General features: G+C 58.9%; 15 protein-coding genes. 9 read left to right on the top strand and 6 right to left on the bottom strand.

Annotated features, from left to right (window positions below; all coding sequences use genetic code 11):
- Nucleotides 1-119: 119 nt before the first annotated feature.
- From I6I94_RS05700 to I6I94_RS05690, 3 genes are all read left to right on the top strand, one after another.
- On the top strand, nucleotides 120-704 hold the full coding sequence (locus tag I6I94_RS05700; protein WP_128087310.1) for an NAD(P)H-dependent oxidoreductase: 585 nt from the start codon (nucleotides 120-122) through the stop codon (nucleotides 702-704).
- Nucleotides 705-829: 125 nt separating this feature from the next.
- Complete coding sequence (locus I6I94_RS05695; protein ID WP_128087311.1) at nucleotides 830-1711, top strand: arylamine N-acetyltransferase family protein; 882 nt, start codon at nucleotides 830-832, stop codon at nucleotides 1709-1711.
- A complete protein-coding gene (locus I6I94_RS05690) occupies nucleotides 1704-2102 on the top strand; it encodes a hypothetical protein (protein WP_128087312.1) in 399 nt (132 codons plus the stop codon). Before I6I94_RS05695 ends, I6I94_RS05690 begins: the two co-directional genes overlap by 8 nt.
- A 37-nt stretch (nucleotides 2103-2139) precedes the next feature.
- Here I6I94_RS05690 and I6I94_RS05685 read toward each other — a convergent pair whose 3' ends face one another.
- The 3 genes from I6I94_RS05685 to I6I94_RS05675 form a co-directional block, all read right to left on the bottom strand.
- Nucleotides 2140-2505: a hypothetical protein gene (locus I6I94_RS05685; protein ID WP_128087313.1), complete on the bottom strand. Its 366-nt coding sequence runs from the start codon at nucleotides 2503-2505 to the stop codon at nucleotides 2140-2142.
- Complete coding sequence (locus tag I6I94_RS05680; protein ID WP_128087314.1) at nucleotides 2502-2801, bottom strand: hypothetical protein; 300 nt, start codon at nucleotides 2799-2801, stop codon at nucleotides 2502-2504. The genes I6I94_RS05685 and I6I94_RS05680 overlap by 4 nt, the downstream gene beginning before the upstream one ends.
- A gap of 138 nt (nucleotides 2802-2939) precedes the next feature.
- Nucleotides 2940-4382: a glyceraldehyde-3-phosphate dehydrogenase gene (locus I6I94_RS05675; RefSeq protein ID WP_201620477.1), complete on the bottom strand. Its 1443-nt coding sequence runs from the start codon at nucleotides 4380-4382 to the stop codon at nucleotides 2940-2942.
- A 307-nt stretch (nucleotides 4383-4689) separates the two neighbouring features.
- Here I6I94_RS05675 and I6I94_RS05670 point away from each other — a divergent pair, with 307 nt between their 5' ends.
- The 4 genes from I6I94_RS05670 to I6I94_RS05655 all read left to right on the top strand — a co-directional run bounded on the left by I6I94_RS05670 (nucleotide 4690) and on the right by I6I94_RS05655 (nucleotide 7606).
- The gene (locus I6I94_RS05670; RefSeq protein WP_201620476.1) at nucleotides 4690-5625 is read left to right on the top strand and encodes a carbohydrate kinase family protein; all 936 of its coding nucleotides are present in this window, start codon (nucleotides 4690-4692) and stop codon (nucleotides 5623-5625) included.
- Between the two features lie 62 nt (nucleotides 5626-5687).
- Nucleotides 5688-6236, top strand: a complete 549-nt coding sequence (locus I6I94_RS05665; RefSeq protein ID WP_006888648.1) for a YbhB/YbcL family Raf kinase inhibitor-like protein — start codon at nucleotides 5688-5690, stop codon at nucleotides 6234-6236.
- Nucleotides 6237-6246: 10 nt separating this feature from the next.
- Nucleotides 6247-7080 carry an HAD family hydrolase gene (locus I6I94_RS05660; protein ID WP_128087315.1) on the top strand — a complete coding sequence of 278 codons (834 nt, stop codon included), beginning with the start codon at nucleotides 6247-6249 and terminating at the stop codon, nucleotides 7078-7080.
- A 211-nt stretch (nucleotides 7081-7291) separates the two neighbouring features.
- Nucleotides 7292-7606: a helix-turn-helix domain-containing protein gene (locus I6I94_RS05655; RefSeq protein ID WP_128087316.1), complete on the top strand. Its 315-nt coding sequence runs from the start codon at nucleotides 7292-7294 to the stop codon at nucleotides 7604-7606.
- A gap of 79 nt (nucleotides 7607-7685) precedes the next feature.
- Here the strand turns inward: I6I94_RS05655 and I6I94_RS05650 are convergent, their stop codons facing one another.
- Nucleotides 7686-7874, bottom strand: coding sequence for a hypothetical protein (locus I6I94_RS05650; RefSeq protein WP_128087317.1), 189 nt, complete (start codon nucleotides 7872-7874; stop codon nucleotides 7686-7688).
- A 105-nt stretch (nucleotides 7875-7979) separates the two neighbouring features.
- On the opposite strand from I6I94_RS05650, the gene I6I94_RS05645 reads away from it, so the two are divergent.
- Both I6I94_RS05645 and I6I94_RS05640 read left to right on the top strand, forming a co-directional pair.
- The gene (locus tag I6I94_RS05645; RefSeq protein ID WP_128087318.1) at nucleotides 7980-8522 is read left to right on the top strand and encodes an XRE family transcriptional regulator; all 543 of its coding nucleotides are present in this window, start codon (nucleotides 7980-7982) and stop codon (nucleotides 8520-8522) included.
- Nucleotides 8522-9172 (top strand): RES family NAD+ phosphorylase, encoded by a 651-nt coding sequence (locus tag I6I94_RS05640; protein WP_201620475.1) that lies wholly within the window; start codon nucleotides 8522-8524, stop codon nucleotides 9170-9172. Before I6I94_RS05645 ends, I6I94_RS05640 begins: the two co-directional genes overlap by 1 nt.
- Before the next feature lie 114 nt (nucleotides 9173-9286).
- On the opposite strand, the gene I6I94_RS05635 is transcribed toward I6I94_RS05640, so the two are convergent.
- Both I6I94_RS05635 and I6I94_RS05630 read right to left on the bottom strand, forming a co-directional pair.
- The gene (locus tag I6I94_RS05635) at nucleotides 9287-10621 is read right to left on the bottom strand and encodes a uracil-xanthine permease family protein (protein WP_094758512.1); all 1335 of its coding nucleotides are present in this window, start codon (nucleotides 10619-10621) and stop codon (nucleotides 9287-9289) included.
- A gap of 160 nt (nucleotides 10622-10781) precedes the next feature.
- Complete coding sequence (locus tag I6I94_RS05630; RefSeq protein WP_201620474.1) at nucleotides 10782-11864, bottom strand: acyl-CoA dehydrogenase family protein; 1083 nt, start codon at nucleotides 11862-11864, stop codon at nucleotides 10782-10784.
- Nucleotides 11865-11880 lie beyond the last annotated feature (16 nt).

The following is an 11880-nucleotide window of genomic DNA, read 5'->3' as shown; positions in this document are numbered from 1 at the left end:
TCATTGAGGCCCCAAGCGGGGTGCTGCGGTTAGGCAGGTTAAGAAACGGGTCGTTTTTTGCGGTGCGCATCGGTAGGCTGTTCAGTGAGTACCGGTTTGAGCGATTAAGGAGCGAACACGTGAATATCCTACTTTTGGACGGCGGCAAAGCATTCGGCCACTCGGCGGGCCGCCTGAACCACACCCTGCATCAGACCGCCCGCAGTGCCCTGCAGGCTCAAGGGCACCACACGCGTGAAACCGTCATTGATGAGGGGTACGACCTGCCGCAGGAGGTAGATAAGTTCCTGTGGATGGATGCGGTGATCTGGCAGATGCCCGGCTGGTGGATGGGCCCACCGTGGACCGTCAAAAAATACGTGGACGAGGTGTTCACCGCTGGCGCGGGTATGCTGTTCGCCAATGATGGCCGCAGCAGCGCCAGCCCCACCGAGGGGTACGGCACCGGCGGTCTGCTCACAGGCCGTCAGCATATGCTCTCACTCACCTGGAACGCACCCCTTGAGGCGTTCACCCGTGCCGGTGATTTTTTCGGCGGTGCGGGCGTGGATGCCGTATACCTGCCGTTCCATAAGGCTAACGAGTTCATCGGCACCTCGCAGCTGCCCACCTTCATCTGTAATGACGTCATAAAAAACCCGCAGGTTGAACAGTATATTGTGAACTATATAGCCCACCTGGAGAAGGTGTTCGGCCCGGCCTAGCGGTGCGGCCGAAAGACTGCGGGCGCCGCCAGTATTCCTGCAGCCCGGCGAGATTCTGCGTATTCAGCGGGTCAACCCCTGAGATAATGGAACGGTCACAGTTTTGACCGTGTAGAGGACATGCCATGGACGCCGCACAGTTCGGTGAGTACCTTCACCTGATAGGGTTTAAGCCCACCCGGTGCGACCTTACCGCACTGAAAACCCTGCTCACCCGGCACATGGCGGCATTGCCGTTTCAGACCCTGAGCACCGTCCTGGGCGAGCCCGTGCCGATTGATAGCGGCAGCATCTTCCGTAAGCTCGTTGCGCAGCGGCGCGGCGGCTACTGCTACGAACTGAACCTGCTGCTGCTTGATGCACTCACCCTGCTCGGGTTTGAGGCCCGCCCGCTCACCGGCAGCGTCATCCCCAATAACCGGCTGGAGGAGGCTGGGGCGCGCACCCACATGCTGCTTCAGGTGACGCTTCAAGGACAGCCGTGGCTGGTGGATGCGGGGTTCGGCGGGCTGGCCCCAACCGCCCCGCTGCTGCTTGAGAGCGAAAAGACGCAGCTAACCCCGCACGGGCAGTACCGCCTAAAACCGCACCGGGACGGCCTGGTTTTATGCGCTGTCACCGGTGCCAAGCAGCAGCTGCTGTACACCTTTGACCGCCAGCCGCAGCGCCGCATTGACCTTCAGGTGGGTAACTGGTTCGTGTCCACGCACCCGCACTCGCCGTTCCGCACCCGCCTCATGGCGGCCCGCGCCGTCCCGGACGGCAGCCGCCACACGCTGCTGAATACCCGCTACACTCTGCACCGCCCGGACGGCTCCCGCAGGGTGCGCACCATCACCGACGCCGCTTCGCTGCTGGATGTTCTGCGCTCATGTTTTACTGTGAGCCTGCCGCAAACGGACGGGCTGTCCCGGCGCCTCCAGCAGTTTTTAGACACCCACAGCGATGGTGACGCCGGTACACAGTGCACTAGGGGAGAAGGGCAGGTACAAGAGCCGCATGTTTGATTTTTTCGTGAAAAACCGGTTGAGTCCGCAGGAATTAGCGGCTTTTATCGCCGTCGCCCTGGGCTGCCCGGCAAAGAACGTGCTGGTGGTCACCTCCAGCGAGCTGCAGGGCATCCCACCGGTGGAGCTCAACGCCCTGCGCTGCCTGTGCCTGTACTGGCATGTAACGGGAGACGCGGCGCTGCTGGTGAGCCTTTACCGGGTGGAGGCAAGCCCAGAAGAGATACAGGAGAAAGTGGTCGCTGCATCACGGGCCGCAGGGGTTGTGTGCTACGTGCCGAACGATAACTTTAACGGGTACCTGCTATGCGGTGAGGCAGAACCCGTGCAGGTTTACGAGGATGAGGCGGCATCATCCGATGAGGGCCTGCACCATATTTTCCGCAGGTGAAGGCGTGAACGTCTGCTGGTGCAACGTGCGTGCCAGCCTACCGACAGGAAACAGCGGCGTTCCCAGGTCTTCCTTGTTCCCGCCGCCAGATAACTGCGTTCCCGCTCCCGAAGGTGACCTCATGAACACCAGCAGGCACACTGAACTCACGGTCAAAACTGCCCGAATACACGCCGTTTGAAAGCCTCTGGCGCAGAATAATATTGACGCGACCGCCGTGGGTACGCACCGTCACCGCGCAAATCCCCAGTGCACTATTGCCCAGCAGCCCCGACAGCCTGATGCGCGCCCCGCCGCTGCCGTCTGTGACGGCCACACGGAAATCGTTGAGTTCTTCCTGCCTAACCTCCCGCGACACCCACCGGGTGCATGACGAAAGCAGCTTGCGTATCCTGCCCGTCACGGGTGCCTCCGGGTGCCCTGCAGCAGCGCCAGGTAGTCATCCTCAATATCCACCAGCTGCCGCCCGAGCGTGCTATCGAGCGGCCACGAATCAACCACCATCCGGCTCATGAGGGCGTGTGCGCCCGCGGCGGGTGCGGTGCGGTGCCGCAGGTGGGAGGCCATGCTGGTCAGCTGCTCCCGCATAAATATCAGCTGGTCCCGGCTCGTATAGTCGCGGATGCTGCCCGCGTCTAAGATGCCGTCAATAAGGTCTATGGCGTTCACGATTCTGCCCGTGAGCGTTTCCGCCCCCATAGTTGACCTCCTTCGCGCGCCGCAGCGGATACCCGCAGAGAACGCTGCGGCGTCAAAAGAGCAGCCTAAGCCGTCTTTTGACGCCGCAGCACTTATGCCGCTACTCGCCGGTGTGCCGCCGAGTGCGCAGGCCGCAACCTACTGTGCGGGGTATGACGGTGCCTCTTCACCCACCAGGCGTTCGAGCACGCGCACCACCTGGCAGGAGTACCCGAACTCGTTGTCGTACCAGACGTACAGGATTGCCGAGTCGTCGGTGACGACGGTGGCAAGCGCATCCACCACACCCGCGTTGCGGGAACCCACAAAGTCGGTGGAGACGGCCTCATGCGAATCGGAGTAACCAATCTGGCGGCGAAGCTCACCCTTGAGGGCAACCTGGCGGAAGACCTCGTTCAGCTCATCCTTAGACCCGGCGGGCTTAGCCAGCTTCACGTTCAGAATAGCCATCGAAACATCCGGGGTGGGAACGCGAATAGCGTTACCGGTCAGCTTGCCCTCCAACTGGGGGAGTGCCTTAGAAACAGCGCGCGCCGCACCAGTTTCGGTAATCACCATGTTCAGCACCGCCGAACGGCCGCGGCGATCACCCTTGTGGAAGTTATCGATCAGGTTCTGATCATTCGTGAAAGCGTGCACGGTCTCCACGTGACCGCGTTCCACACCGTACACGTCATCAAGAACCTTCAGTGCGGGGGTGATCGCGTTGGTCGTGCAGGATGCCGCCGAAAGAATCTTATCGTCGTCGGTAATGATGTTATCGTTCACGCCGAAAACAATATTCTTCATATCGCCCTTACCGGGGGCAGTCAGCAGAACGCGCGAAATGCCGGGGCGCTCAAGGTGCTGGGTCAGGCCCGGAACATCGCGCCAGCGGCCGGTGTTATCGACCAGAAGCGCATCCTCAATACCGTACTCGGTGTAATCCACAGTGGTTGGATCCGAGGAGTAGATGAAACGAACCGGAAGACCGTTAGCAATAATGGTGTCGTTCTCGGCATCTACCTTAATCGTGCCCTTGAACGGGCCGTGCACCGAATCGCGTGCCAGCAAAGAAGCACGCTTCTCAAGGTCGTTCTCGGTGTTCTTACGCACCACCACCGCACGCAGACGCAGGTTTGCACCCAGCGATGAGGAACGCTCCAGCAGAATACGCGCCAACAGGCGGCCAATGCGTCCGAAACCGTAGAGCACCACATCCTGCTGCTTGACGGTCTCGCCCTTCTTGCCAACCGATGCGCCAACCTGCTCGGGCAGCCACATGGAGAAGTCGGGGGAACCCGCATCAACATGCTGACGGTGCAGGGACGCAATATTAATGGAGCAGGGGCCAAGGTCAAGGTCGGCCAGGGCCCGGACCAGCTCAAGGGTGTGCGCGGGATTCAGGGGCGCGCCGTCGATCTTCGCGGCACCATCATGCAAACGCAGCATCTGAATTACGGATTTATTGACCAGGCTGCGGCCGTGAATATTCAGCACCACGCCGTTCTCACGGTTAAGCTTACCGATGAGGGGGATTAGCTCCTCAGCCTCGGTCTCGCGGGCAATCCACTGTGCGTGAGTGTTTTCGGGAGTCGTCACTCTTGACCTTCTTCCTAGGTGGACATCGTCGTCAGTAATATACTCGCCGCACCCCGGGATGCCAGGGGCGGTTCGTGCCGGTCTGTGCTGACCGCTTCACCTCAAGTCTAACGGGTAATTCTGGTTTGTGCGCTCAGAACCGCCCGGGAATACGCGCACGTCACACGCCCATTTGTGATACGAGCGCAACAACCCAAACAAACCCTCGCAAAGGAGGAAGAATCCACGGCAAAAACCCACAAAAAGACAGGTAAGAAGGTGGTGTGCGGACCGCGATGCAGGCCCGCCCGCAGGTAGAATTGAAAACATGCTAACAGTGATCGGTGAAGCCCTCGTAGATGTCGTCCACAAACAAGGCGAACAAACCCACACCTACCCCGGCGGGTCCCCCATGAACGTGGCGGTCGGGGTGAGCCGTTTAGGCCACCCCACCCAGTTCGTGGGGCACTACGGCGCCGACGACTATGGCCGTGCCATCAGTGAGCACCTGGAGGCCTCCGGTGTGAACGTGCCATTTGCCCCCACCGCTGCGCGCACCTCCACCGCACAAGCCCACATTGGGCAGGACGGTGCCGCAGAGTACGAGTTCAATATTGACTGGTCGTTGGATGCGCTCGCCGACGAGCTGGTGGAACTTGCCCGCACCTCCCAGGCGCTGCACACCGGATCCATTGCGGCGATGCTCGAACCCGGTGCGCATGTGGTCGCTAACGCGCTCACCGCCGCCCGTGAGAGCGCGCTCATTAGCTACGACCCGAACTGCCGCCCCAGTATTGTCAGCGACCGCGCTGCCGCACAGGAGTGGGCTGAACGGTTTGTGGGGCTCGCCTCTGTGGTGAAGGCCAGCGATGAAGACCTCACATGGCTGTACCCCGACCGTTCCCTTGCGGAGACAGCACGCGCCTGGGTAGCACTTGGGGCAGAGCTGGTGGTACTGACCCGCGGCGAGAGAGGGCCAATCGCCTACACCCGCACCTACCCTGAGGGTATTGAGGAGCCTGCGTACCGTGTGCAGGTAGCCGATACTGTGGGCGCGGGCGATTCTCTCATGGCGGCGCTCATCTGCGGCCTGCTCGATCGCGGTATCGCTGGCTCAGGTGCGCGTGCGAAGGTGGCGGCGCTTGAGCGTGAAGAGATTTCTGAGCTGCTGCGTTTTTCGGCGACCGCAGCCGGTATTACAGTTTCCCGATCCGGGGCGAACCCGCCAAACCGCCACGAACTGCTTGCCGTGCTCAACGGCTAAAGATCCGCGTTATAGCGGGCTAAAAACCTTCATTCCGAATACAGAATATAAGGAGAGTAGCTATGCCCGACTACACCCCCACCAGCCACGCACCCCTGCCCCGCGACCCCTACGAGGGTTTGACGAAACTGCCCGAATTTACGCTCACCTCCACCGACATTACTGATGGCGGCACGGCGCCGACAACAATGCTGTCGGCGCTGTTCGGCGTGCCCGGCGGGCAGGACCTTTCCCCGCAGCTGTCGTGGAGCGGCTTCCCCGCAGACACTCAGTCGTTCGTTATCACCTGCTACGACCCGGACGCCCCCACCCCCAGCGGGTTCTGGCACTGGACCGTATCAAACATCCCGGCCGCTGTTACCTCTCTTGAGGCGGGCGCAGCCGCACCGCACGGTGCGCTCACCCACCGCAATGACGCCGGTGTTCCCGGGTTTTTGGGTGCGGCACCTCCGGCGGGGCACGGGCCGCACCGGTACATTTTCTGCGTGACCGCCGTGGACGTACCCGAACTTGAGGTAGACGAGAACACCTCACCTGCCGTCGTGAACTTTAAACTCTTCTTCCACGGCATTGCGCGCGCCTTTTTGACTGTCACCTACGAGGAAAACTAGCCGTTACCGCATGATTAGACTAATCGCCAGCGACCTTGACGGCACACTCATTGGGAAGGATTTCCGGTTCCGCCCCCGCACCCTGCACGCCCTTCAGGCTGCGCGGGCGGCGGGCATCCAGATCGTGTTCGTGACCGGGCGCCCCAGCCGCTGGCTCACACCCATTAGGGAACAAACCGATTTCGACTCCTACGCCATCTGCTCGAATGGGGCGGTCATCTATCACCTGGGGGCTGACGAGGTGGAAGCTGTGAACGGGGCCCCGGCGCACGCTATCCGCAGCGCCCACGAGCTGCTGCAGCCGGTTTTTCCCAACGCCACATATACCCTTGAAACCGTCGATACCGTCTACATTCAGGGCCCGTATGAGGGCGGGGAAGTGCTTGAGGGTGCGCGCGTGGTGGAGCAGCATCTGCTGGGCGTGCTAGACGGGTTTGCGGGGGAGCAGGTGATTAAATATTTGGTGCACGTGCCCGGCATGGACCCAGATATTCTGCAGGCGCGCGTGGCGCAGACCGTGGGCGAGCTGGTGTCGGTCACGCGCGGGGTTGTGGGTGAGCCGCTGATTGAGATGGGCTCGAAGACCGTGAATAAGGGGTACACTCTCGCCCAGTTTGCCGCACGGCACGGTATTGAGGCGCACGAGGTGATGGCCTTCGGCGATATGCCGAACGACGCCGAGATGCTGTGCTGGGCGGGCCGCGGGTATGCGATGGCATCCGGGCAGCCCGCACTGATTGAGAAGGTGGGGCGCACCTGCCCGCCCTTCGGGGAAGACGGCGTGGCGCAGGTGATCGAGGCAATGCTTCAGGAACACGAAGAGGCAGAGCCCCGAACGGTGTAGCCTTCGCGCGGCTGCGCGCCGTGCGGTCTCATCCAAATCCTCATCTAAATTTTGCCTCTCATCTAAAAATTTTTGGATGAGAGACAAAAATTTAGATGAGGGAATCCCCGAGAGTGCGTACTGGGCATAAAACTTTCATCTATATAGAAATAATTCTTTCTATTATCACCTATAAGAGAAATAGTTCTTTCTATATGAGGGTATAAAGATTATGGCGTATATTCCCACCAAGGTGCGCCGGGCCGCGCGGACGATAGGCGAGCAGCTGCGCATCCAACGTAAACTGATGGGTCTGACCGCGCAGATGGTTGCGGAGCGTGCAGACATTACGACCGTGACCCTGCGGCGCATTGAGCAGGGCGAATCGGTGCGTACCGACGTGCTTTTTCGTGTGCTGCGGGTGCTTGGCATGCTGGATGCGGTCGTCACCGCTACCGACCCGTACCTCACGGATGTTGGCCGCCTGCGTGCCGGTGAAAAACTCCCCAAGTCGGTGCGCATCCCCAAAAGCGAAATGGGCTGGTAACTATGAGTGAAACAGTTAATTAACTGAATTTATAGTGCTGTTGCGCATTTATCAATGCCCAAGAGCTGACCCGTCACATCTAGCGGTTTTGCTGATTATCTTCTGTGCCGTTCCCTTTAAAGATAGTGAACAATTTGGGGAAAACGATCAGCATGATGATGAGGATTATTGGAACCGTTATATATTCGATTTTCATGTGCCGATCCAACACGTCCACACCGAAGGTGATAATCAGAAAGACCATAAGGTAGTTCGATTTTGTCTTCATCTTTCCTGCTCTAACATTGCCGAGTGCAAGAATTCTTGCACCCTATCAGCTTTATAAAGCTATATAAAGCTGATAGGGTGGTGTGTATAAGGGAAGGAGCGCATCATGCCTAAGAGTTTAGCGACCGAAGAGTTCATCACAGGTGTTCTGCACGATACTGAGCGGCGCATCCGTGAACAGATCGATCGGGGTGAAATCACTCCCACTGCCGAGTCTATGCAGGAGCTCTCGAACGCGCTCTCGCATACGGTTGAGGTGCGCAAGGGCGCGCGGGGGTCTGGGAAATATATTGGCAAGGTGAAAGATAGCCGCAGCACCCGCGAATACCTTGGCGGCATCAGTCTGCAGGCCCTCAACGATAGGGTGCGCAAGAACAATATTCTGCGCCTCAAAAACAAGGCGGGGCGTAACGGATATCCGGTTTTTCAGTTCAAAGACGGGGCAGTGGATCCGCAGGTTCGGCAGATTATTAAAACCCTATTAGACGGAAAACTGACTGAGTGGGAAGTTGCTTTTTGGCTCGCTGTACCGTCGAATTTCTTTGATGGCCGCCCCGCAGTTGAGTACATGAAGGATTCGGAAGAGAACTTCAAGTTTGTGCTGGCATGTGCAGTTCAGGATGCTGCTGACCGGAGGGCAAACTACTGATGCCAACAGAACGTCATGAATCAACCCTGCTCCCACCGAATCGTCCCTTAGATCTCTCTGGGATTCCTGCAATTTCAGTAGGGTACGGGGGTGAAGAACCTGGCACATGGTACCGGTCGTATCAAAAATATGTAGATGATACTGAACGAGATTGTCGATATTTTTCTCCCGAAAGGGGCAGATTCGATCTTAATATGCCTAACGGGACGCTTAATCTTGCAAGTACTCCTGAGGCTGCACTTCGAGAACGCTTAGGTCCTCGACTTATTGGTCTTATAGCGCTCCCCATGAACAGGTTCGACGGCGTTTATGTGGCTCGTGTTCAGCTCCCGCGTGTGTTTAAAGTTGCTGATTTTCGTCAAGCATTTGGTGGCTTTGCGCCCGGGGATATTTCTTCTGCGTTGTCCCACGCTGAGGGCTATTCTGTTACTCAACAGTGGGCAGAAGCGGTTCGGGAAGCAGGGTTAGAGGGGATTATTGCACGTTCTAGGTTCAGCAGTGGAAGTGCTCTATACCTTTTTGGAGCCAGTGGCGAAAACCGGGAGTTTGGCAGCATCGGCGGCGAAGAGACAGCACTCAGCGTAGCGCGCGCTATACCCTTCTTCCCTGAGATCGTGAGTGTTGAAGAGGAAGAGTTCGAATTCGAGTAATGAGTACGGGCTGCATCTTCATACTCATATGACATCTAAAAATGCCTTGGCGCACATAGCGTGTTATGTGCGCCAAGGCATTTTGGCGTCCTCGGAAGGAAAACTTTTGCCGGTCTAGTGTCCTAGCTCGTCGTGGTCCTTGTCGGTAAAGGGGTCGAGCGGATCGCCTGCAGCCTTCGTGCGTTTGGCGATGAACGTCATCAGGTGGAACACAATCAGGGTCGCTGCCGTACCGAGTGCAATACCCGCGAACGACAAGCCTGAGAATTCCCAGGTGTAATCCGCAATGCCCACAATCAGTGCCACAGCTGCGGTCGTCAGGTTAATCTGGTTTGAGAAATCCACGCGGTTTTCGCTCCAAATGCGCACGCCGAGCATCCCGATCATGCCGTACAGCACGGTTGCGGCACCTCCAAGAACACCCGCCGGAACGGTCGCAATCGCCGCGCCGAAAGCCGGGAAAAGCGAGAGAGCGATCGCGAAAATCGCAGCCACCCAGTATGCCGCCGTCGAATACACCTTGGTTGCCGCCATGACACCGATATTCTCGGCGTAGGTGGTCGTACCGGAACCGCCGCCAAAACCGGCGACGGTGGTCGCCAGACCGTCCGCCATGAGAGCGCGACCCGAGTAGTTATCCAGGTTCTCGCCCGTCATGAGCGCTACCGACTTCACGTGCCCAATATTCTCGGCAACCAGCACCAGAATCACGGGGATAAACAGCCCGGCAAGCTCCCAGTGGAACTCGGGGTTCTGAAAATGCGGCAGGCCGATAATGCCCTGCTGCTGCACGGTCTGCTCGATGGTCGAGAAGTCTACCTCGCCCCGCACAACCGCAGTCACATACCCGATGATCACGCCCAATAGAATCGAGAGGCGGCCAATAATACCCTTGAACAGCACCGAAATCAGGATAATCGAGATAAGGGTTACGAGCGCGGTGATGGGCGCCTTCATGAAGTTTGCTTTCGCGCTCGGTGCCAGGTTGAAGCCGATGAGCGCCACGATCGCGCCGGTTACCACGGGCGGCATGAGTTTCGTCAGCCAGCCGGTACCCGCAAACTGCACAATAACGCCCACCAAGAAGAGCGACAGACCCGCCATGACGATACCGCCGAGCGCACCCGCCGGACCGTGCTGGTTTGTCGCCGCCGCTAGGGGTGCGATAAACGCAAAGGAAGAGCCTAGATAAGAAGGCACACGCCCGCGCGTGATCAGCAGGAATAAGACGGTGCCCAGGCCCGAGAAGAACAGCGTGGTTGCGGGTGGGAACCCGGTCAGCAGCGGTACGAGGAAGGTTGCGCCGAACATCGCCACCACATGCTGGGCGCCGATGCCGATCGTAATAGGCCAGGCGAGGCGTTCGCTCGGTGCCACGACCGAGCCGGGTTTAATGCTTCTGCCGTCGCCGTGCAGACGCCAGCCGAAACCGGATTTCTGTGTGCTCATGGGATGCGATCTCCAGGTGAAGGTGAGGATAAAATTCCCAGTAATTCTACACCCGTTGAGCCTGGTGTGCGCGTTGTAAAAAGGCTCTTTATGTGAATAAAGCGTTAGAAAATCTGCTTTATTCGCATAAAGAGCCTTTATTAGCGGGGAGGGGAAGCCACTACAGTGCCGCCTGCAAACCCTCCGGGTGGTCATGCTTCGCCAGTTCGTACCGCAGGTGCCCCTCGGTTGGCGACTGCACCGGCAGGAACGTGACCTCACGCACTCGGCGTGCCGTGGGTGAGCCTGCCACGTACCCGGCCCCGCCCACGGTTTGCAGCTCACAATGGGTTGCCGCCGTCGCCAGGTGCGAAACATCCAAACGCAGCTGCAGCAAGTCACGTTTTTGGGCGTTCTCAGGTTCAGCTGCTAGACGCAGCAGAGTGTCCCGCAGGGTACGGTACGTACCGAGAAGCCCCTCAAACTCCTGTTTAAAGATGCCGCCCGACACCTGAAGATGCTCCGCCGCACTCTGTAACGCCCCGGCGGCAAGACCCAGGCAGAACGCGGACTGCACCAGCAAGAACGGTGCGGTTATTTTCGCTAAGAACCCCGCAAAGTCCTTGGTCAGGATATCCTCGGTCGGCACAAAAACATCCTCAAAAATGATCGTGCCAGACTCGGTTCCGTTGAGCGCCAGCAGGTTACGATGGTAGGCAACCTTCAGCCCCGGAGTATCTTGGCGAACCGTCACAATATACCGGTTCGGATGCCCCTCCTGCGCATTCTGCACCGCCACCGGCAGCACAATCACACCATTCGGGTACAGGTTAGAAGCCCACGACACCGTGCCGTTAAGCTTCACACCGCCTTCTACCAGGGTGCCCAGTACCTTGATCGGGCCGATACCTGCGGCCTCTTTATAGGCGGCGGCCATTGCGGTGGTGCCGCTTGTGGTGGCCTCAGCCAAACCCTCGGGCAGCTCACGGTTCACCGCATCAAAGAACGCAATCGTGGAACGATGCGCCCACAGCGAGAACCCGGTGGAGGCATCCTGCGAGGCAAGATCATACGCCACCGCAGCCTGCGGTACGAGGGAGCCGGTGCGTCCCAGAGTCAGCAGACCATCCTTCGCGATCTCGCGCAGATTCTCAAATGGGGAACGCTCACCGGCATCGACGGCATCTGCGTGTTCGGCGGCAAGGGCAAGCACGCGCTCACGTTCGGGATAGCTGTGGAGAGGCTCAATCGTCACATTAGACATAGCAGGCTCCTTGCAC

Origin of the sequence: Rothia aeria, from assembly GCF_016726365.1 — a bacterium.
GTDB lineage: Bacteria > Actinomycetota > Actinomycetes > Actinomycetales > Micrococcaceae > Rothia > Rothia aeria.
The sequence above is the reverse complement of the archived record's forward strand: the minus strand, read 5'-3'. Positions and strand labels throughout refer to the sequence as shown.